The 19,762-nt window shown below is 40.3% G+C and carries 24 protein-coding genes; 1 reads left to right on the top strand and 23 read right to left on the bottom strand.

The features are described from left to right. Positions 1–110: 110 nt before the first annotated feature. The 15 genes from ACORHT_RS09420 to ACORHT_RS09490 form a co-directional block, all read right to left on the bottom strand. Positions 111–1,052, bottom strand: coding sequence for a YitT family protein (locus ACORHT_RS09420; RefSeq protein WP_434350137.1), 942 nt, complete (start codon positions 1,050–1,052; stop codon positions 111–113). Then, positions 1,030–2,793 (bottom strand): aspartate--tRNA ligase, encoded by a 1,764-nt coding sequence (gene aspS / locus ACORHT_RS09425; RefSeq protein ID WP_434350138.1) that lies wholly within the window; start codon positions 2,791–2,793, stop codon positions 1,030–1,032. The genes ACORHT_RS09420 and aspS overlap by 23 nt, the downstream gene beginning before the upstream one ends. A 132-nt stretch (positions 2,794–2,925) precedes the next feature. Next, complete coding sequence (locus tag ACORHT_RS09430; protein ID WP_434350139.1) at positions 2,926–3,156, bottom strand: hypothetical protein; 231 nt, start codon at positions 3,154–3,156, stop codon at positions 2,926–2,928. Positions 3,157–3,174: 18 nt separating this feature from the next. After that, on the bottom strand, positions 3,175–3,816 hold the full coding sequence (locus ACORHT_RS09435) for a lysostaphin resistance A-like protein (RefSeq protein ID WP_434350140.1): 642 nt from the start codon (positions 3,814–3,816) through the stop codon (positions 3,175–3,177). Positions 3,817–3,825: 9 nt separating this feature from the next. Beyond that, entirely contained in the window at positions 3,826–4,524 is a 699-nt protein-coding gene (locus ACORHT_RS09440; protein ID WP_434350141.1) for an ABC transporter permease, read from the bottom strand. After that, complete coding sequence (locus ACORHT_RS09445; protein ID WP_434350142.1) at positions 4,517–5,341, bottom strand: ABC transporter ATP-binding protein; 825 nt, start codon at positions 5,339–5,341, stop codon at positions 4,517–4,519. Before ACORHT_RS09445 ends, ACORHT_RS09440 begins: the two co-directional genes overlap by 8 nt. Before the next feature lie 10 nt (positions 5,342–5,351). Beyond that, positions 5,352–6,086: a DUF3169 family protein gene (locus tag ACORHT_RS09450; RefSeq protein WP_434350143.1), complete on the bottom strand. Its 735-nt coding sequence runs from the start codon at positions 6,084–6,086 to the stop codon at positions 5,352–5,354. A gap of 13 nt (positions 6,087–6,099) precedes the next feature. Next, the gene (locus tag ACORHT_RS09455) at positions 6,100–6,450 is read right to left on the bottom strand and encodes a PspC domain-containing protein (protein WP_434350144.1); all 351 of its coding nucleotides are present in this window, start codon (positions 6,448–6,450) and stop codon (positions 6,100–6,102) included. Beyond that, a complete protein-coding gene (locus ACORHT_RS09460; RefSeq protein ID WP_049508785.1) occupies positions 6,447–6,650 on the bottom strand; it encodes a hypothetical protein in 204 nt (67 codons plus the stop codon). The genes ACORHT_RS09455 and ACORHT_RS09460 overlap by 4 nt, the downstream gene beginning before the upstream one ends. Further along, complete coding sequence (locus ACORHT_RS09465) at positions 6,637–6,825, bottom strand: hypothetical protein (protein WP_434350145.1); 189 nt, start codon at positions 6,823–6,825, stop codon at positions 6,637–6,639. The genes ACORHT_RS09460 and ACORHT_RS09465 overlap by 14 nt, the downstream gene beginning before the upstream one ends. Continuing rightward, positions 6,822–7,031: a helix-turn-helix transcriptional regulator gene (locus ACORHT_RS09470; protein ID WP_434350146.1), complete on the bottom strand. Its 210-nt coding sequence runs from the start codon at positions 7,029–7,031 to the stop codon at positions 6,822–6,824. Before ACORHT_RS09470 ends, ACORHT_RS09465 begins: the two co-directional genes overlap by 4 nt. A 9-nt stretch (positions 7,032–7,040) precedes the next feature. Further along, entirely contained in the window at positions 7,041–7,508 is a 468-nt protein-coding gene (locus tag ACORHT_RS09475) for a hypothetical protein (protein ID WP_434350841.1), read from the bottom strand. 96 nt (positions 7,509–7,604) lie between these two features. Then, complete coding sequence (gene hisS / locus ACORHT_RS09480; RefSeq protein ID WP_414315071.1) at positions 7,605–8,894, bottom strand: histidine--tRNA ligase; 1,290 nt, start codon at positions 8,892–8,894, stop codon at positions 7,605–7,607. 80 nt (positions 8,895–8,974) lie between these two features. Further along, positions 8,975–10,222, bottom strand: coding sequence for a transporter (locus tag ACORHT_RS09485; RefSeq protein ID WP_434350147.1), 1,248 nt, complete (start codon positions 10,220–10,222; stop codon positions 8,975–8,977). A 189-nt stretch (positions 10,223–10,411) separates the two neighbouring features. Next, a complete protein-coding gene (locus ACORHT_RS09490) occupies positions 10,412–11,263 on the bottom strand; it encodes an Rgg/GadR/MutR family transcriptional regulator (protein ID WP_281335249.1) in 852 nt (283 codons plus the stop codon). A 131-nt stretch (positions 11,264–11,394) separates the two neighbouring features. Here ACORHT_RS09490 and ACORHT_RS09495 point away from each other — a divergent pair, with 131 nt between their 5' ends. After that, entirely contained in the window at positions 11,395–11,964 is a 570-nt protein-coding gene (locus ACORHT_RS09495; protein ID WP_281335248.1) for an MptD family putative ECF transporter S component, read from the top strand. A 195-nt stretch (positions 11,965–12,159) separates the two neighbouring features. Here the strand turns inward: ACORHT_RS09495 and ACORHT_RS09500 are convergent, their stop codons facing one another. The 8 genes from ACORHT_RS09500 to ACORHT_RS09535 all read right to left on the bottom strand — a co-directional run bounded on the left by ACORHT_RS09500 (position 12,160) and on the right by ACORHT_RS09535 (position 19,748). Further along, on the bottom strand, positions 12,160–12,852 hold the full coding sequence (locus tag ACORHT_RS09500) for a methionine ABC transporter permease (protein WP_414317700.1): 693 nt from the start codon (positions 12,850–12,852) through the stop codon (positions 12,160–12,162). A gap of 1 nt (position 12,853) precedes the next feature. Beyond that, complete coding sequence (locus ACORHT_RS09505; RefSeq protein WP_049548100.1) at positions 12,854–13,915, bottom strand: methionine ABC transporter ATP-binding protein; 1,062 nt, start codon at positions 13,913–13,915, stop codon at positions 12,854–12,856. Beyond that, positions 13,908–15,281 (bottom strand): M20 family metallopeptidase, encoded by a 1,374-nt coding sequence (locus tag ACORHT_RS09510; protein WP_434350148.1) that lies wholly within the window; start codon positions 15,279–15,281, stop codon positions 13,908–13,910. The genes ACORHT_RS09505 and ACORHT_RS09510 overlap by 8 nt, the downstream gene beginning before the upstream one ends. Positions 15,282–15,403: 122 nt before the next feature. Continuing rightward, positions 15,404–16,258 (bottom strand): MetQ/NlpA family ABC transporter substrate-binding protein, encoded by an 855-nt coding sequence (locus tag ACORHT_RS09515; RefSeq protein ID WP_000694516.1) that lies wholly within the window; start codon positions 16,256–16,258, stop codon positions 15,404–15,406. A gap of 153 nt (positions 16,259–16,411) precedes the next feature. Beyond that, positions 16,412–17,254, bottom strand: a complete 843-nt coding sequence (locus tag ACORHT_RS09520; RefSeq protein ID WP_434350149.1) for an amino acid ABC transporter substrate-binding protein — start codon at positions 17,252–17,254, stop codon at positions 16,412–16,414. Between the two features lie 102 nt (positions 17,255–17,356). Continuing rightward, positions 17,357–17,680 carry an AzlD domain-containing protein gene (locus ACORHT_RS09525; RefSeq protein WP_414258244.1) on the bottom strand — a complete coding sequence of 108 codons (324 nt, stop codon included), beginning with the start codon at positions 17,678–17,680 and terminating at the stop codon, positions 17,357–17,359. Then, a complete protein-coding gene (locus ACORHT_RS09530) occupies positions 17,670–18,365 on the bottom strand; it encodes an AzlC family ABC transporter permease (protein ID WP_434350150.1) in 696 nt (231 codons plus the stop codon). Before ACORHT_RS09530 ends, ACORHT_RS09525 begins: the two co-directional genes overlap by 11 nt. Positions 18,366–18,521: 156 nt before the next feature. Beyond that, positions 18,522–19,748, bottom strand: coding sequence for an MFS transporter (locus ACORHT_RS09535; RefSeq protein WP_434350151.1), 1,227 nt, complete (start codon positions 19,746–19,748; stop codon positions 18,522–18,524). Positions 19,749–19,762: the final 14 nt, after the last annotated feature.

Raw genomic sequence — 19,762 nt, forward strand, 5'->3', positions numbered from 1 at the left:
ATGATTATACTCAATGAAAATCAAAGAGCAAACTAGGAAGCTAGCTGCAGGCTGTACTTAAGTACGTCAAGGTGAAGCTGACGTGGTTTGAATTTGATTTTCGAAGAGTATTAGTTTTCAACCTCGACAAATCGTCCTAGAATATGGACATTCTCCGAGACAGATACAAAGGCTGTTGGATCAACTTGCTTCATAATCTGTTTAAAATCATTGAACTCTGCACGAGTGATAACCGTAATCAAAATCGCCTTACGCTCATGGTTATAGGTCCCTTCAGCATCGTGAATCATGGTCGCACCACGGTGCAATTTATGATGGATTTTCTCAATGACTGCATCGGGATTACTCGTGACTATCATGGCCTGCATGCGTTTCTGTTTGGTGAAAACTGCATCTGTCACACGACTGGAGACAAAGATGGTAATCATGGAATAAAGGGCGTATTTCCAGCCAAAGGTCAATCCTGCAATCAGCATGATTGTACCGTTCACCAAAAAGGAAATACTCCCAACGTTCCGTCCTGTTTTCTTCCGAATAGTTAGACTGACAATATCTGTTCCACCGCTGGAAATATTATTGCGAAGAGCAAATCCGATTCCCAGTCCCATGACAACACCCCCAAAAAGGGCATTGATGATTGGATCCTCTGTTAAGACCACCACTGGTACAAACTGGATAAAAAGTGAACTCATAGATACCGTAATAAAGGTAAATATTGTAAACTTATGACCAATTTGATACCAAGCCAAAATCATGAGAGGGATATTGATGGCATAAAAGGCTACTGAAATCGGGAAATGAAAACCAAACCAGTGGTTACTAAGGGCAGATATAATCTGAGCCAAACCTGTCGCACCACTAGAGTAAACGTGTCCTGGTTGGAAAAAGAAATTGACGGCTACTGCTGATAGAAAACCATATACTAGAGAAGCTGAAATCTTCTCATCATATTTTTCCTTTGAAATGCTTTGTAACACACGCAGCATCTTTATCTGATAAGCAAAGCGGCGCAGATAGTAGCGCCACCGCTTAGTTCGCTTCGTTTGTTTCATCTTGTTCTACTTGTAGATTGAGTTCTTCTAGTTGTTTAAGGGCTACTGTTGATGGGGCTTGCGTCATTGGGTCGCTAGCCTTGTTGTTCTTAGGAAAGGCGATAACTTCACGGATATTTTCTTCTCCTGCTAAGAGCATTACAAAGCGGTCAAGTCCAATAGCCAAGCCACCATGTGGAGGGAAACCATAGTCCATAGCTTCCAAAAGGAAACCAAACTGGTCATTAGCTTCTTCAGCTGAGAATCCAAGAGCCTTGAACATACGTTCTTGAAGTTCTTTTTGGTTGATACGAAGGCTACCACCACCAAGTTCATAACCATTCAAGACGATATCATAAGCAATGGCACGAACTTTAGCCAAATCACCTTCAAGCTCATGAGCAGTATCTGCCTGAGGAAGGGTAAATGGATGGTGGGCGCTCATATAACGGCCTTCTTCTTCAGACCATTCAAACATTGGCCAGTCAACAACCCATAGGAAGTTGAATTTATCCTTATCAATCAAGTCAAGTTCTTTAGCAATACGTCCACGAAGGGCACCCAGTGTTGCATTTGCCACTTCAAGTATATCGGCCACAAAGAGAACCAAGTCTTTGTCTTCAAGACCAAGCGCTGCTGTCAAATCTGCATGAATGCTAGTCAAGAATTTGGCAACTGGACCGTTTAATTCTCCATCAACAACCTTGACCCAAGCAAGACCCTTGGCTCCGTACTGTTTTGCTACTTCGGTCATCTTGTCAATGTCTTTACGTGAGTAGTTATCTGCAGCGCCTTTGACGACGATAGCTTTAACGGCGGGTGCTTCTGAGAATACTTTGAAATCAACACCTTTGACAACTTCTGTCAAGTCCTGAAGCAACATCTCAAAACGAGTATCAGGCTTGTCAGAACCATAAAGAGCCATGGCATCATCATACTTCATACGAGGGAAGGGCAGTGTAACTTCGATTCCTTTTGTTTCCTTCATCACGCGCGTAATCAAGCCTTCTGTGATATCTTGGATTTCTTGCTCAGTAAGGAATGAAGTTTCCAAGTCGACCTGAGTAAACTCAGGCTGACGGTCACCACGCAAGTCTTCGTCACGGAAACATTTGACGATTTGATAGTAACGGTCAAATCCCGCATTCATCAACAACTGTTTGGTAATCTGTGGACTTTGAGGAAGGGCGTAAAAATGCCCTTTATTGACACGAGATGGCACCAAATAGTCACGCGCCCCTTCTGGTGTTGACTTAGAAAGGAATGGCGTTTCCACATCGATAAATTCCAACTCATCCAAGTAGTTGCGGATCGAATGTGTCACCTTAGCACGAAGTTTAAGATTTTCCAACATTTCTGGACGACGAAGGTCAAGGTAGCGGTAACGTAGACGTGTATCATCGTTGGCCTCAATGCCATCCTTGATTTCAAATGGTGTTGTTTTAGCTGTGTTAAGCACAGTAAGAGCTGTAACATTCAGTTCAACCGCTCCAGTCGCCAACTTATCATTTGCTTGCTCACGTGCTACAACATGCCCAGTAACCTCAATGACAAACTCACTACGAAGGCTTTCAGCCGTTGCCATAACTTCTGCAGAAACTTTCTCAGGATTAATGACCAACTGCATGATTCCTTCACGGTCACGAAGGTCGATAAAGATCAGACCTCCAAGGTCACGACGGCGAGCAACCCATCCTTTCAAGGTAATTTCTTGTCCAATGTGCTCTGCACGAACACGGCCAGCATACATACTACGTTTCATGATTTCTCTCCTCTATTATTCTTTTACTATTTTACCATAAAAGCGCAGGCTCTTCATGAAAATCAGCAGAAAAGTTTGAGAGAATCCATTTTAAAAATAAAAAATCCAGCGAAGTCTTCACTGGATCCAATTTTATTTGCTATTTCCTTCTTTTTTACCTTTTTCAGCGATCTCTGCTGCCTTTTTGGGCAAAACAATCTCTGTCACATAAGCCGTCGCAAATCGTATAACTCCTGCAAGTGGAGCAAAAAATACTGCTAGATTGTTATAAAAGAAATCCCCTTTAAAGACGTAGCCGAGTGCCCCCACGATAAAGAAGAGAACTATGGTCTGAACCACTGCTAATAATATTACTCGTTTCATGACTTCCTCCTGAGTCTATTATAGCATGAGAATCATTAAAAATCCGATTAAATTATTTAAAGCATGTAAAGCAATGCTGTATGCCAAACCACCTTTGCTGACATAAGCTAAGCCCAAGCTCAAACCTAGGGAACCATACACTAGGAATTGTTGAGGAGTGCCAGGGAAATGAACAAGTGCAAAAATGATAGTACTTACAAGAAGAAAGAGTACTGTCTGCTTGACGTTATCCTGCTGAGGGAAGACATAACGAGCTAACAGACCTCTAAAGGTCAACTCTTCTGTCAGGGGTGCAAAGACAACAATCATGAAGAAAGAGAAGAGAGGTTGATTATGAGTCAATTGTTCTGCCGTCTGTTGACTGACAGATGGATCATTTGGTAAGAAATTTTGTACAACAATGATAAGGACCCATACCAAGGCAGGCAACCAGATGTATTTGTTAAGGCCCGTTTTTTCTATCGTAACAGTTCCTGTCTTATACCACTTGTATGTTAAGAAGGTAAAAGCTCCTGCTAATAGAATATAAAGCGGAAGAACACCGACTATAGGTGCACCTGAACCAAGAGCAATCAGAGGTAAAGTCTGAATAAAACCGTAGATAAACAAAAATGATAAGAAAGCTAGAACAAACCAGCCAATGTTTTTAAGTGTTTTCATAATATTCTCCTATTTTCCTTTATAACTATTTTTCAATACAAAGAGACTTGCTAGGCCTAGAACAAGGACCCATGCCAATAAAAGGCAAAGATTTCCCAGAGACAACTCTCCTCCACCTTCTTTTAATAGACCTACCAAAGGACCGATAAAAGAATAGTCCAATAGTTTTTGAACCGTATCATTTTGAAGAGCAATCGTAGGTAAAAAAGAGACGATTAACATAGGGAAGATACTATAAACTTGCGCTTTAGATTGAGTATCTGACACCGCACCGATTAGAAGGTTGAGAAAAATAATACTAATAGTTGCTAGGAGCAAATAGATAACGTAGGCAAATAAATAACCAGATACATCTACTTTAAGATAGATGGGAAGTACAATCATAGCAAGCAACATTATCAAAATAGGGAGAACGAGCATACTGAAAGTATATTCTGTTGCTGTCACACCACTTAGAATGAGTGATTTGAGATTTCGTTTTTCCTTATCTTCTGCCATCATAATCGATACCATGTAACCACTTCCCATGCTCAAGACCATCGTCAAGCTAGCAGATAGTAAAAATAGGCTCAATTGTCCATTCTTATTTAAAAACTCATTTAATAAAACAGCAATACCAAAAGGCATCAATAGAGTCGCTAACAAAGTTGAATTGCTAATAAGAACTTGCAGTCTTAACCATAGTAGGGCATTTAATTTTCTAAACATCTAACTTTTCTCCTGTCAATCTGATAAAGATCTCTTCTAAAGTTGGTTCACAAGAGTGAACGACCATCAAATCTGTCGTGTCTAAATGTGGCAATTCTTCAAACAGAACTATTTGTTCTCTTCCATTTTTATAAGCTACACGTACTTTCTTATCCACATGGTATTTTTGAATAATCTCTTGTGGACTTCCATACTCTATTAAATTTCCCTTATTTAAAAGAGATAAGCGATCACAAAGCAAAGTTGCTTCATTCATATCATGCGTGGTCAGAAAGATAGTTGTCCCAGCTTGCTTTAATTCTTGAAGTAGGGTATGAATCATCTTAGATGTTGTAGGGTCTAGCCCACTGGTTGGCTCATCTAGAAAAAGAATCTTAGGAGCATTAAGAAGGGCACGGGCCAAGAACATTCTTTGTTTCATTCCTGTAGACAGTTTTTCTGCGATAATATCTTTAGCATCTGCCAATCCAACCTGTTTGAGCACCTGATTTACTCTATCTGCCTTGAGACCATATAACTTAGCATAGATGAGAAGATTTTTATAAAGACTCATCTTTTCATAAAAACCACTGCCATCACTAACAATACCAATTTGTTCCAAATCATTTGAGGTTAAATTTTGAGAATTCTTGCCTAACAAAACTGTTTTACCTTGATCTGCAGTTAACTGGCCTGTTAAGACATTGATCATGGTTGTTTTACCTGAGCCAGAAGGTCCAAGAAAACCAAAGATTTCACCCTCCTTAATCTCAAAAGAAATCTGATGAAGAGCTTTTTTGCTCCCAAAACTTTTGCTTACATTTTCAACACGAATCATAGAAACTCCTTTATTTAAAATAACGTTTCACCATAGGTAACTGCATCACATTGATATAAATATGGATAGCTCCTACAAGCAAGAAGGCTAGTAGCTGAATTTCTCCTGTCAGTAAGGAAAAGAGAACAATTAGAATGTAGAGACCTGGCAATACATATTGGTTTAATTGGAATAAAATCCGAAAACTCTGTTCCAAATTAGCCTTGCGCTCCCCTTCATCGTAAGAATTGATATAGTTCAAAACATCCTTTGGTGTAGAGAAAAGAGCCAAATCAAACTGACGCACAATCGCAATTGTTTTAGAAAGAGATTTTTGAGCGACTAAGAATACCACAAAGAGTAAGAAAGAAAGGGAAAATGTTTGATGGTTTGTATTCAATATAATCACTTCATTTAATGAGATGAAAAGAGATAATAAAGTCGCTACGCTTGTGATATTAAAGGCAATGCTTCCAAACTCAAGATTCCGATACATTTGCACATAATAGGTTTCATTCAGTTCATCATCCATTTCCTCTTGATACAAGGAATGAAACTTTCTGCTTTTCTTTAGGAAATTGAAAGTCAAAAGAACGCTAATGAAACCTAACAGTAAACAAATAGCTGAAATCCATGGTATCAAGACTTTTACATCTAAAATGATTCCGTGGGATTCGGCACGTGCCTTAAACATCCCTATAAACATGCCCAAGAAAGCTCCCAAGACAACTGCTGCTAAAAATAATAATCCACGTTTCTTTTTCATTTTCATCCTCCCTCTAAACTAATCCAGCCAACCACTGACCAAAGGCTTTACCTGCTTCAAAAATAGTTGTCAAGCCTTCTGTTCCAAGTGACACCAAAATCAAACAAACAGCAAACAAGAGAATAGCTTGATTTCTTGCTTTTTTCGCCCCTTCTCCTAATGGCTCACTCCCAAGCCAACCTGCTAGATAAGCATAGAGAGCAACTGTTATAATCCCTAACTCCGTCGAAGAAAGAAACAACAAGACTGTCACCAAACGAACGACGTTGATCTGGACATTAAAATAATTTCCTAGACCTGCACAGACACCTGCAAGTTCTTTGTTCTCAGTATCTACTTGAAAACCTGCTAAAAATTCTTTCATAATTTTTCTCCTTTTACGATCTCTTTAAACTTTATCTTTCTCTCTACCCATCTAAAAACCAATAGTAGAACTAAGTTTATCCAGAAGAGGTATTTACTTTCAACGATAGTAAACCAACCAAATAGGGTTCCAATCATGGCCAAAAGATTAACGATAAATACAACTATACATAGATAATAAATTGCTTTATACTTGTTCATCATTGTTCTCCTTTTTCTTCAACCGATTGAAGATGGACAAGAGGGCTAAATTCAGCCAAAACAAATACTTACTTTCATCAAAATAAAACCACCCCAGTAATGTTCCAATCATAGCGAAAGCAATCACAATGAGGGCAAAAACACTCATGCAATAAATCACTTTAAACTTATTCATAACTCATCCTCCTCCAAGCGAAAGACTGACTCGACAGGCTCATTGAATATCTGAGCAATCTTCAGGGCAATGACGATGGAGGGCGTGTACTCATCCCGCTCTAGCAAACTGATGGTTTGCCTGGACACGCCAGCTAGTTTGGCCAGCTCGGTTTGATTCAGGCCATCGCGAGCCCGAAGCTCTTTTAGACGGTTTTTTAGTTGCATGTTACACACCTACTCTCCATCAAATTCAACGGCTTGGATATCCTCAATACGTTGCAACTTGAATTTTTCTTTCCCATTTTTATCAACATGACGTAGTTTGACCCATTCCTCATCAACATCCACAACTTCCCATAAATTTGTTCCAAACACTTGTCCAACGATTGTTGGTTTTTTCCCAATTAATTCTTGCAATAATCTTGACATATCTATATTTCCTTTCTCTTTTCTTTCGATTACCTTTAACCTTTTCTCTAACCGCTTGATTTTTTTAGATTGACTACTATAAATCAAGACGAGAAAAGGAAAAAAAATCCATACCCACATGTGGTCCCCTCCTAGTTCTTTATTTCTTAACTTGATTTCATTGTAACACATCTTTTTCTTTTTGACAATCATATTTGTCAAAAAGTTTAGTATTTTTGTCATTTTGCAAAAGAAAAAGGTCAGGAGTAAGATCCTGACCAGTTTATCTGTTATTAATACTCTTCGAAAATCAAATTCAAACCACGTTAGCTTCACCTTGCCGTACTCAAGTACAGCCTGCGGCTAGCTTCCTAGTTTGCTCTTTGATTTTCATTGAGTATAAAATCCTAATTTTTCAAAGATTTCTGAGAAGTTTTGGCTGATTGCTTCAAGTGAAACTTGAACTTCTTCGCGAGTTTGGTTGTTCTTGACTGTCACTTGTCCGCTTTCGACTTCGCTCTCTCCAAGAGTGATAAGAGTCTTAGCAGCAAAAACATCGGCTGACTTGAATTGCGCTTTGAGTTTACGGTTGAGGTAATCACGCTCTGCTTTGAAACCTTGTAGGCGAAGAGCTTGTACCAACTCCAAGGCTTTAAGATTTGCTCCTTCACCGAGAACGGCGATATAGACATCTAGGGCGTTTTCGATAGGGAGAGACACACCTTGCTTTTCAAGGATGAGAAGCAGACGCTCTACACCAAGTCCAAAACCAAATCCAGCAGTCTCAGGACCACCAAAATAGGCAACCAAGCCATCGTAGCGACCACCTGCACAGACTGTCAAGGCATTGCCCTCAATCTCAGTGATGAATTCAAAAATCGTGTGGTTGTAGTAGTCCAAACCACGAACCATATTGGTATCGATGATGTAATCTACTCCAAGATTTTCCAGCATCTGACGGACAGCAGCAAAGTGGGCTTGGCTTTCTTCATCAAGGAAATCCAAGATAGACGGCGCATTCTCTACTGCCACCTTGTCTTCTTTTTCCTTAGAGTCCAAAACACGGAGAGGATTTTCCTCCAAGCGACGTTGGCTATCCTTAGACAAGGTCTCCTTGAGCGGTGTCAAATAATCAATCAAGGCTTGGCGGTAGGCTGCACGGCTCTCAGGATTTCCAAGCGTGTTGAGGTGTAATTTGACACCTTGGATGCCGATTTCTTTCAAGAAATGAGCTGCCATAGCGATTGTTTCCACATCGGTAGCTGGATTGCTAGATCCAAAGCACTCCACACCAATCTGGTGGAATTGGCGCAAACGCCCTGCCTGTGGACGCTCATAACGGAACATTGGGCCCATGTAGTAGAATTTACTTGGCTTTTGCACTTCTGGGGCGAAGAGTTTATTTTCCACATAGGAACGGACAACGGGCGCTGTTCCTTCTGGACGGAGGGTAATATGACGGTCACCCTTGTCATAGAAATCATACATTTCCTTGGTTACGATATCAGTCGTATCTCCGACAGAACGACTGATGACTTCGTAGTGCTCAAAAATTGGGGTACGCACTTCTGCGTAGTTGTAGCGTTTGAAAATTTCACGCGCAAATCCTTCAACGTACTGCCATTTGGCAGACTCAGCAGGTAAAATATCCTGCGTTCCTTTTGGTTTTTGTAATTTCATAGGGAATCCTCTTTATAACTTAATAGTCCTATTTTACCATAAATGAAAGAATTGGGACAGTGTGAAAAGAAGACGAACACCTAAATTTCATTTTTGAGATTAAGACTAGCTAGGAGAATCGCAAGCAAGGAAAGCCCAACAAACAGAGCCCATGTTAACTGTATATCCCATACTGCCACCAGTGAAAAACAGGCCGTCCCCACTGGTATAGATAGAGTAAACAACAAACCTAAAAAATTACTGGTACGAGAGAGAACCTCTGGAGCAAGATTTTTCATGAGCAGAGCACTAATTTTTGGAGAAATTTTCCCAGAAACATACATGGTAAAAAAGACGAAAAGCATCCCGAGCAAGACTTGGTTTAACAAATTAGATAGACCAACTAGACTGGCTCCTAATGTAACCCACATCATCAATCTAGGCAGAGATTGCTTCCCAAAATAATCATTGCCCGTAAGGCTACTGATGATAACCGCTAATAAGGTAATCAATTGTAAGATAAACAATGCATCCTTGTAGGAAAAATTCAGTAAGGAATGATTTAAAAGGAAGATGTTATAGATACCACCTAAGGCACCACCCAAAGCATTGATAAGCAAGATAGCAAAGAGCATAAAACCAAAGTTTTTCTGTCCACTTTTAAGAAAAACGAGGCGTAAGTTTCGGTAAATCGTTAAAAATTGATCTTTGATAGAAAGTTTCTCATTTTTCAGTGATTTACTATCAACAAGTGGAGTTGATAAGCTTAATTCAGCCCTTCCTAAAAAGAGAACGAGAGCTGACACTAGGAAAAATATGGCATTGATTACCGCTACGAGCGAAAAGTTCTGTGTTGACACCCCTAATAGCCAAACTCCAAAAGCTTGGCCGCCAATCGCAGAGATGTAGGTAATAAACTGAGAAAAGGAATAGGCCTCCATCAGATCTGACTCTGCTACCTTTTCTTTAACGAGAGGCATTCGCAAGCCACCAGCAAAATCACTGGCTACATCACTAAGGACATTGATGAGGCAAAGGGTCGAAAAGGCAAAGAAACTAGCTTGCTGAATAACTAGGGCTGCTAGAAAAAATAAAACCGCCTGAAATAAACCGACATAGGTCATCCATTTGACCTTGTCCTTGGTATAATCTGCCCGAATTCCCACAAAAACTGTAAAAAGAGTTGGAAGCATCATCACAACATTCGCCATAGCAACTGCAACAGAAGCCTCTGGCAAAGTCGAGGCATAGACCACAAACACTAAATTAAAAATGGAAGCTCCAAAAGCATTGAAAAATCGTGATAAACTCAAAACTCTGTATGCTTGATTTCTTAGTAATAGTTTCATATAGATTCCTCTCTTTCTCACATACTACTTTTATGGTAGCTCTAGTATAGCATCAAGAATCTTACGAGAAGACATTTTTGAATATATGCAACAGACTAAACTGATAACGAAAACGATAGAATTTGTCTAATGCTAATAAGTATCTTCACAGTCCTATCGTTTCAAGTTATTTTATCTAGTTGCAGATATTCAACACTCCATGGTGCTTCTATAATAGTCAGCAGATCTGCTACAACCAATCATCTCGAAAATACGAATAGCGTCCTCCATCTTTCTCTGCCCTTCCTCTGCTCTTCCTTGCTTACTATCAAGCAAACCTTCTGCCCAGAGGTAGACTATTCGAAAATAGGTTTCATTTTCTTCAAAAAAGTTCTTTTCAATTTGTTTTTTAAAATAGAGGGCATTGGTAAAATCATCAATTTCAATACAGGCCATAAAAGCATTGAGGAGCAAGGTATGCATTATATTTCGATTTTTCCCAACTCCTTGCAAGAAATCTGACTTCCGCAACATTTCTCGAGAGTACTTTGTAAAAAGCTGGACTGATAAAAGCGGAGAGCAGGAAGAAAAGAACAACAATTCATAGTGTCCCCAAATTTCGACAGAAAATAGATAATCATGTAGGACTCTTTCTTCCTCAGCGGTCAATGTAACCGTCTCATCAATGGCTTTCATATAGGATTTTATTAAAATAGCATTGAGAATATGTTGCTGTCTATCTTTTGAAAAAGGAAGTTGTTGATACTCTCTCTGGTAGAGAGTGCGCAAGGATGTCAAATCTTGAGGGTCAATAGCCTCAACTATTCTGTTTCTAAATTCAGAATAGGCATCTTGATGAAAACCTCTCGCCAAAAATAACAATTCTTCCATACTCGCATGAATATTCTCCAAAGCTGTTATTAACTTTGGAGCAGATATTTCACTCTGACCATTTTCAAAACGCGACAATAAGGATGCTGAAAAGCGTCCACCTGTTGCTTTTCTCAAGGAAATTTTTCTTGATTCTCGTAACTCTTTAAAAACTTTTCCTAAATTCTTCATCCTCTTACCACTCGTCTTTTATTTTTTCCTATTTTACCACATTTCCTAATAAATACTAGTTCCAAACCAGCATTTACAATCTGCCACAGGCATGATACAATGAATAACATCAGATATACGAAGGAGAACTTATGAAAAAGAATATCTTGACGACCCTTGTAGCTGCCCTTGTCTACTTTCTCTGTATCGGAGTGGGTGTTCTACTAGGAAACCTTGTCGACCACACTGGAAATATGTTTTACGCCCCTGCCTTTTCTGCTCTTGTGGGTGGTAGCGTCTATATGATCCTTTTAGCAAAGGTTCCTCGTTTTGGAGCGATTACTACGATTGGACTTGTAATCTCTCTATTTTTCCTCGGGAGCAAGCATGGTGCTGGAGCCTTTCTGCCAGGAATTATCTGCGGTCTTGCAGCAGATGGCATCGCTCATCTTGGCCACTACAAAGATAAGGTTAAAAACCTTCTTTCCTTCCTAGTTTTTGCCTTTGGTACTACTGGTCCCATCCTACTCATGTGGTTGACCCCTCAAGCCTATATCGCAACTCTAGTCGCTCGTGGAAAATCTCAGGACTATATTGACCGCATCATGGTCGCGCCTAACCCTTGTACTATCCTTCTCTTTGTAGCAAGCGTCCTTATCGGTGCTTTACTTGGCGCCCTTATTGGACAAGCGCTGAGTAAGAAGTTTGCAGACAAAATGTGATAGAAAAAGAGCCACACGGCTCTCAGTAGGTAGACAAACCCTTTCGGTAATTTTACTACATCTTGAAAACTCTTAGAAATGCTGATACATGCTATTTTTAAGAGTTTTTTTATTTTCTCTAATAAAAGAAAAAGATTGAAGAAAATTATCCACAACGGACTTTTTCTTCAATCTGAGAGCCACTTGGCTCTTTTTTTATTTATGACTTAATTTCTTGGTCAAGAAGTCTCCCAAGAATTGAATTGTAAAGATAATCAGGATAATGATGAGCGTCGCAAGGACTGTCACATCATGATTGAAACGGTTAAATCCATAGGCGATAGCTACGTTACCGATACCACCTGCTCCAACCGCTCCCGCCATAGCTGTTTCACCGACTAGTGAAATCAAGGTCACAGTTGTCACACGGATCAAGTCTGGTAGACCTTCCGATAGGTAAACACCTACGATGTCCCAGAAAGTAGCTCCGCTAGCTTGAGCTGCCTCGATGACACCGCCATCTAGCTCTGCCAAGACTACTTGCACCTGACGAGCAAAGAAGGCAAAGACTGCAAAAGATAGGGGTACAATAGCCGCATTTGGTCCGATACTTGTCCCTACGATTAGATGAGAGAAGGGTGACAAGACAGCCAAAAGAATGATAAATGGCACCGCACGGAAGATAGAGGTAATCTTGTCTAAAATCCAGAAAACAACTTTATTTTCCAAGACACCACCTGGAGCTGTCAAGACAAGGAAAAGCCCTGCAACCAGCCCTAGGAAACCTCCGATGATAAAGGAAAGAACCGTCATATAAAGAGTCAAGTAGATAGCTGTTCCCCAGCCTGCCTGACCTGACCAGCCCATCTTATAGACATTTGGTAAGTATGATTTAATCAATTCTGCCATCTTACTGCCCTCCCTTCAGTACTTTTAGTTGCACACCAGCCTCACGGATAGCTGCCTGGGCACCTTCCAAAGCTTCTTTTTCTCCTGACAAGACAACTACTAGCTCACCAACAGGAGTCCCATCAAGAATTTCAATATTTCCGTAGAGGATATTGGCCGTTACTTGGTAGTGCTTGTACAATTCATTTAAAAGTGGCTCATCTGTAGAAGCTCCTGCGTACTTGAGTTGCACCAAGAGACTGTTTTCAGATAGGTGTTCCACGATTTCTTGCTTCTCGATTTTGACCATGGCTTCGTCAATACCTGTAGCTGTTGAAATAAAGTCTTGAGTCAAAGGTTGTTTAGGGTCTGAGAAGATTTCAAGAACACTACCCTCCTCAATTAAATGACCATCCTGCATGACTGCCACACGATTGGCAATATCTTTGACAATCTGCATTTCATGCGTAATCAAGACAACAGTCAAGCCTAATTTTTGGTTCAAATCTTGCAACAAGGCCAAAATCTGCTTGGTTGTCTTAGGATCAAGGGCAGAAGTTGATTCGTCTGAAATCAAGATTTTTGGATCATTTGCCAAAGCACGCGCAATGGCCACACGCTGTTTTTGCCCTCCAGATAATTGTGAAGGGTAGTTTTCAGCACGGTCTGCCAAGCCAACCAAGTCAAGCAATTTAGCCACTTTAGCCTTCTTTTCTTCCTTGCTGAGTCCAGAGTGTTTGAGGGCAAAGGCTACATTCTCCTCTGCTGTTTTCTGGCTCATGAGGTTAAAGTGTTGGAAAATCATTCCGATATCTTGACGTTTACGACGCAACTGCTCGGCCGTCAAGGTCACTTTGCCATCAAAAATCACATCGTCATCAATGGTGATTTTCCCTGCAGATGGCTTTTGCAAGAGGTTAATAACACGAACTAGGGTTGATTTCCCTGCTCCAGAATATCCAACGATTCCGTAGATATCCCCTTCTTGGATGTGAATGGTCACATCCTTGACCGCTGTGATAGTTCTCTTCTTTTGGTGAAAAGTCACATCGATCTGATCTAACTTGATAATATCTCTACTCATAGCTTCTAATCAGCTCCTCTACTAATTCAATATGGGTGTAATAATCGGCGATTCGCACGTTTTCATCTCCACCGTGATCTCGGCTATTGGCATTTCCTAGACCAAAGGCAACCATGGGTACTTCTAAAGCATCAAATACCGTATGCATAGGCCCTGTCCCCGCTGTTGTCGGCAAGACTGAAACGCCCTGTGGATAGAATTTCTTGGCCAACTCGATCACATTGAGAATGGCTGGCGCGCTCATGTCGCTTCGATAGCTCATCTCTCCCAAGGTATAGTATAATTCTACCTTATCAAAGCCATTTTTGTCTAGCTGTTTCCGAATTTTTTCCAGAACATCATACGGTTCTAGGCCAGGAACCAAACGAACTTCTAACTTAGCACTGGCTTCTGCTGGCAAAATCGTTTTAACCCCTTGCCCTTGATAGCCTGACTGAATCCCTTCGATATTAAGAGCTGGCTCGAAAAAGAAACGTTTTAGGAAGGCTGCACGATCCTCTTGTAAGAGAGGCAATTCCAAACCATAAATCTGGCTGATTTCCCCTGGATTTCGTTGGGCGTAGGTATCAACCAAGGCCAATTCACGTTCATTTGGCACTTGTACTTCTTCGTACAAGCCTTCAACCAAGATACGTCCATCTGCAGCGCGAAGAGACTGTAAAGCTTGAAGGAGATACCAAGGAGCTGATTCCACAACCCCACCATAACTCGAATGGATATCCACATCCGCACTTTTTACCTTGGCATCAAAGGTTACAATTCCTTTGTTCCCACCAGAGATTTCTAGCTGTTCCAAGGCATTTTTGGTCCCTTGTTCCCAGACCAATAAATCTGCACCACGAAGCTTGTCCGCATGTTTTTCTAAATATTTGTCCAAGTCCATAGAGGCAGACTCTTCAGCTCCTTCCATGATGAAACTGATATTGACTGGTAGATCATCATGATGCTGCATGTATTTTCTAAGAGCACTCAAGCGGGCAGTGATATGCCCCTTGTCATCATCAACCCCGCGTCCATACATAATGCCATCACGCACAGAAAGCGTAAATGGATCCTCTGTCCAGACTTGGTCGCCATCCGCAGGTACTGTGTCATAGTGGTTGTAGAAAATGATAGTCTTGGCATTTGGGCGTGAACTTTTAAAATGCGCCATGACAAAGGGTGCCGTATAACTCTCATCAATCTCGACCTCTGCACCTACACGCTTGAAGATTTCGCCTAGATAACGAGCCACCTCTTTAAGGCCGACTTGTTGGGCAAAGACTGATTTTTTAGAAATCAAGGTACGCAAAACTTCAAAGTAATGTTGCGCTACATGATCCTTTTCAAACTTTTCAATTTGTTCTTCTTGGCTAGGGAAAACCATTTTCTCTCTACCTTTCTACTAGGACTTGTACCTTTAGAATCAATACAAGTGGATATTCCTTTTCTTTAGTCTCTATATAAAATCAAGAGGTGGAAAAAATCTCTCCCACCTCCCTATGTTTATTACCAAACTGGTTGATCCAAGCCGTCTGAAGTTTCTTCGATGACTTTTTTCACTTCATCAGTATGGTAAGCTGCGATAATTTTCTTGATTGCATCAGCTTTAGGTGATGATTCCCAATCTTTTTTCGCAACGATGATGTTGTACCATTGTTTTGAGTTTTCGTCAGCTTGCTCTTTAAAGAGTGCTTTCTTGTAGTCCAATTTTGCTTCTGTAACAAAAGTGTTGTTTACAACTGCTGCATCAACTGAAGTCAATGAACGAGCTGTTTGGCTAGCGTCCAACTCAGTGATTTTCAAGTTCTTTGGATTTTCTTTGATGTTTGCGATTGTAGCAAGTTCAGTTCCCGAAACATCCAATTTAATCAAACCTGCTGATTGAAGAAGGTAAAGGGCACGGCTTTCGTTAGTAGCATCGTTTGGAATAGCAATTTCACCGTTGTTTGGGATTTCTTCCACTTTAGTGTACTTGTTTTCTTCCCCGTTTTTACCTGAGTAAAGGCGGATTGGTGAGATATAAGTATCTGCAATCGCTACAAGGTCTTTACCGTTTTCTTTGTTCCAGTTGTTCAAGAAGTTGTAGTGTTGGAAAGCGTTCAAGTCTACTTCACCATCAGCAGTTGCTTTATTTGGTTGTGAGTAGTCTGTAAACTCTGTGAATTCCAATTTAATTCCGTCTTTTTCAACCAATTCTTGGACTTTGTCCCAGCGTGCTTCTTCTGAACCGCTACGGTTAACAGTTGCGATTTTAACTGTAGTTGTATTGTCTGCTTTCTTGTCTGAATTTCCGCAAGCTGCAAGTGCAAGGCCTGCTACTGTAGCGATAGCTGCTACACCTAACCATTTTTTAATTTTCATGATTCGTTCTCCTTTAAAAATAATACTGTAATAGTATCTCACACTTTATTTGATTTCGCAAATTGTTATTAGATAGGCAGACATATAGTTTTAAACTATATGTCTAAAAGTTACAAAATCATCCACCTACGAGAGAATGGATGATTTACAAACTTATTTGATGTCAGCTTCTGCTGGGAGGTAAGAACCACCAAAGAACTGTTGAGATAATTTTTCAAGAGTTCCGTCTTTGTAGAGTTCTTGGATGCGTTTGTCAACAAATGATTTCAATTCATCTTGACCTTTTGCAAGAAGTGGGTATACGTAAGGTTGTTGGTCACTTGGAAGTTCGATGACTTTCAAGTTATCCAAACCTTGGTTTTTGATAACTGTTTCTACACCGATTTTATCAAAAATCTTGTAGTCAAATTGTCCATCGCTCAAACGAGACATGATTTGTTGGAAATCTGCCTTAGTATAGTTCAGGATAGTTGGGTTATCTGCGTGTTGTTTGTTGTATTCTTCCAACTGTTTAGCTGACGTAGTAGCTTGAACAATCTCTGTAGATTTTCCACCGATATCATCGAGAGATTTGATGCTGTTGTCATCTTTCCTCACTACAAGGACACTAGGATTTTGGGCAATCGGTGCTGCATAGAGGTATTTATCCGCACGTTCTTTAGTATAACTAAGATTGTTGACAGCCATATTGTAGCGGTCAGCGTCAAGTCCTGCAAAGACACCTGACCATTCTGTCTTTTCAAACTTGACAGTATACTTATCTGAGTCTTTAAAGATAGCGCGAACTACTTCAATCTCGTAACCAGTCAATTCACCATTTTCTTCATAGATAAATGGTTTTGGTGATCCGTTAGTTGCTACGATGATTTCTTTCTTAGCAGTTGTTGCTTCACCCGACGCCGCATCTTTCTTTTCGCCACCTGAGCAAGCTGCCAGTACACCTGCAGCAACAAGCCCTAGGGCAGCAAGTGATGAATACTTAACGATTTTTTTCATGATATTTCCTCCAAAATAGAATACAATCTTATCTTAACAGAAAAAAAGGAATTACGCTATTATATGATTTCTATATTTGTGATAGGTTTTCTTTATGACTGATTAAAAGACCAAACGTAGGACTGCTATCAAGACCACCCCAAAGAGAACAGTTCCCACCAGATTGCGGTAACGAAAGGCTACAAAGGCCGTTGGAAAGACTGCTAAAAAGTCTAACCACTTTATCTGCGGGAGACTTCCAACTTTTCCTGTCACCACACTTGAAAGAATCAAGGCAAAGATAATAGAAACTGGTAGAAATTTCAAAAAGCGCTCTACGATAGACGGCAAACCCTTGTACTTGGCTAGGATGAAAGGAATCATTCTTGGAATCCAAGTCACCAAGCCAGAAAAGACAATTGCTAATAAAATATACTTACTGACCATCCAAGACCACCCCCATGGTACAACCTAGCAAGGTCGCAAACAGAACAGCTAATGACTGAGACACCACCGTCAAGAGCAAAAAGAAAGATACAGCTACAACTGCTAAAATTATGAAGAGATTGCGCAAAGGAATTCGTTTTTGCATAATCTGAAACTGGGAAGTAAAAATCCCAATAAACATCCCCACTAGGGCAAAATCCAAGCCAAAAATTTCTGGATTTGGTAGAAGTCCACCTAGAGCAGTTCCGACAACAGTTCCGACAAACCAAGCTACATAGCTGTTAATGTTGTTCCCGTGCATCCACATGGGGTTAACCTTATCCGTATGTACCAACTCGCCCATCAAAACGCCATAGGTCTCATCGGTCAAAAGACTGGACATGCCGATATTGTGCCAAAGACTGGTATGGCGAAAATAGGTCGATGCATGCAAACTCAGCAAAAAGAGGCGCAGATTAATCAAAAAGACCGTCATAGCAATAGCAGCTACTGGAGCTTGAACTGCAATCAAGGCTATCATGGCAAACTGGGCACTCCCAGCATAGACAAAGAGACTCATCAGACCCATTTCTACTGGTGTCACATAGGGCGAACCGATAATCCCACAGGCAAGACCGATACTGACATAACCCAGGGCGGTTGGCATGGCTGCCTGCACACCTTCCCAAAATCCTTTTTCTTTCATAGACTTCCTCACTAATCATTCCTTCACGACTACTTTCTAAACAGTCACAGCAAAAATTATTATAACATATTCGTCAAATAGAAAAAAGCCTGCTGATTGACAAGAACAGAAAAAGACTGGAAACCAGTCTCAAATATGTATTATACAAATTTTCCGCTAAATGTTTTCACGGATATTCAAGAGCATGGTAAAGGCAACTAGAAGGAATAGCAATAAAACAAAGCTAACTGCCAGAGTTCCAAAGCTAGTAGCAATGGTTACCAAAGCTATTGTAAATAAGCTAGGTAAAACAACCGTAATGGCGCCAATAGAGGATTGAACTGCTCCCATTGACTCCTCAGGTATTTGTTTAAAGACGAGTTCTTGCAATCTAGGAGAGAGTAGCCCTGCGATGAAGGCATCCAAGGAGCTGAAAAGCAGAATCAAGCCAAAATGAACTGTGGCAAATCCTACTAAAAGGAGTAACTGGATGACGACTGAGGCATATAGAGCTATTTTTATAGAAATCGTATTTTTCAGATAGCCACTTACAAGACTTCCGATAATAAGTGCTGACAGCTCAAGGGTGGATAACAAGGCAAGAGATTGACCTGTTTGTAAATTCAAAAAGGGCTGATTCCTCAAAAACAGAGTAGAAACAGGAACTGTAACATTTATCACTGCTTGACTAATAGAAATAATAAACAAAACCAAGAGCACCTTATTCATATTCCATATCAATTTCGATGATTGAACCAAATGCTGGCAAAAGGATTTTACAGAGAGTCCTTCTTGATAGCTAATAGTTTTTTCTACTTTTGAGAGGTCATTTTTTATGAAAAGGATACCTAGAAATGCGATTAAAAAGGTAAGAGCGTTCAGTAAGGAAATAAACTGGATGGAAAGAATGCCTAGTAAGACTCCTCCTAGAATATTACTGATTGTTCTCACTAAACTAACAGTTGACTGTTTAAATCCAATAGCTTCTGCCAGACGGTCTTGCCCAATAATTCTAATGAAAATCGGAGTGAGCATGGCACCTGAAAAATAACTCAATGTATCAGACAAGAGGTTAATCAGACAAATAAATGCTACTAATAACAAGGAAAAGGACTGTCCTAAAAGTGATAAAGAAACTATAGAGTAAAGCAAAAATTTTGCAAAACTAATAATTGTATATTTTAGGACACGATGATGTTGAAAATCCGCCAAAACTCCCAGAAAGATTTGTAGAACTTGGGGAAGAGTTTCTGAAATCGTGATGAGTAAAATCGCCAGAGGGGCAAAAGACGCATCTGCCACATAATTCAAAAAGGCCAGATAAAAAATCGTATCCCCAACCGTCGAAATCCACTGGTTGATAGTTAATTGCCTAAAATCTCTATTTTGAAGAAATACTTTCATCGCAACTCCTTTTT

This window comes from Streptococcus sp. KHUD_014, from assembly GCF_051106275.1.
In the GTDB taxonomy this organism is placed as follows: Bacteria; Bacillota; Bacilli; order Lactobacillales; family Streptococcaceae; genus Streptococcus.

Coding starts and splice junctions, on each gene's coding strand:
- ACORHT_RS09445 (WP_434350142.1), bottom strand. CDS start 5,341: ATGATTCGTGTTGAAAATGTAAGCAAAAGTTTTGGGAGCAAAAAAGCT.
- ACORHT_RS09515 (WP_000694516.1), bottom strand. CDS start 16,258: ATGAAAATTAAAAAATGGTTAGGTGTAGCAGCTATCGCTACAGTAGCA.
- ACORHT_RS09525 (WP_414258244.1), bottom strand. CDS start 17,680: ATGGTCAGTAAGTATATTTTATTAGCAATTGTCTTTTCTGGCTTGGTG.
- ACORHT_RS09460 (WP_049508785.1), bottom strand. CDS start 6,650: ATGAACAAGTATAAAGCAATTTATTATCTATGTATAGTTGTATTTATC.
- ACORHT_RS09495 (WP_281335248.1), top strand. CDS start 11,395: ATGAAAAAGAATATCTTGACGACCCTTGTAGCTGCCCTTGTCTACTTT.
- ACORHT_RS09505 (WP_049548100.1), bottom strand. CDS start 13,915: ATGAGTAGAGATATTATCAAGTTAGATCAGATCGATGTGACTTTTCAC.
- ACORHT_RS09465 (WP_434350145.1), bottom strand. CDS start 6,825: ATGAATAAGTTTAAAGTGATTTATTGCATGAGTGTTTTTGCCCTCATT.
- ACORHT_RS09420 (WP_434350137.1), bottom strand. CDS start 1,052: ATGAAACAAACGAAGCGAACTAAGCGGTGGCGCTACTATCTGCGCCGC.
- ACORHT_RS09485 (WP_434350147.1), bottom strand. CDS start 10,222: ATGAAACTATTACTAAGAAATCAAGCATACAGAGTTTTGAGTTTATCA.
- ACORHT_RS09435 (WP_434350140.1), bottom strand. CDS start 3,816: ATGAAAACACTTAAAAACATTGGCTGGTTTGTTCTAGCTTTCTTATCA.
- ACORHT_RS09440 (WP_434350141.1), bottom strand. CDS start 4,524: ATGTTTAGAAAATTAAATGCCCTACTATGGTTAAGACTGCAAGTTCTT.
- ACORHT_RS09455 (WP_434350144.1), bottom strand. CDS start 6,450: ATGAAAGAATTTTTAGCAGGTTTTCAAGTAGATACTGAGAACAAAGAA.
- ACORHT_RS09530 (WP_434350150.1), bottom strand. CDS start 18,365: ATGAAAGAAAAAGGATTTTGGGAAGGTGTGCAGGCAGCCATGCCAACC.
- ACORHT_RS09500 (WP_414317700.1), bottom strand. CDS start 12,852: ATGGCAGAATTGATTAAATCATACTTACCAAATGTCTATAAGATGGGC.
- ACORHT_RS09535 (WP_434350151.1), bottom strand. CDS start 19,748: ATGAAAGTATTTCTTCAAAATAGAGATTTTAGGCAATTAACTATCAAC.
- ACORHT_RS09490 (WP_281335249.1), bottom strand. CDS start 11,263: ATGAAGAATTTAGGAAAAGTTTTTAAAGAGTTACGAGAATCAAGAAAA.
- ACORHT_RS09470 (WP_434350146.1), bottom strand. CDS start 7,031: ATGCAACTAAAAAACCGTCTAAAAGAGCTTCGGGCTCGCGATGGCCTG.
- ACORHT_RS09510 (WP_434350148.1), bottom strand. CDS start 15,281: ATGGTTTTCCCTAGCCAAGAAGAACAAATTGAAAAGTTTGAAAAGGAT.
- ACORHT_RS09450 (WP_434350143.1), bottom strand. CDS start 6,086: ATGAAAAAGAAACGTGGATTATTATTTTTAGCAGCAGTTGTCTTGGGA.
- ACORHT_RS09430 (WP_434350139.1), bottom strand. CDS start 3,156: ATGAAACGAGTAATATTATTAGCAGTGGTTCAGACCATAGTTCTCTTC.
- ACORHT_RS09520 (WP_434350149.1), bottom strand. CDS start 17,254: ATGAAAAAAATCGTTAAGTATTCATCACTTGCTGCCCTAGGGCTTGTT.
- hisS (WP_414315071.1), bottom strand. CDS start 8,894: ATGAAATTACAAAAACCAAAAGGAACGCAGGATATTTTACCTGCTGAG.
- aspS (WP_434350138.1), bottom strand. CDS start 2,793: ATGAAACGTAGTATGTATGCTGGCCGTGTTCGTGCAGAGCACATTGGA.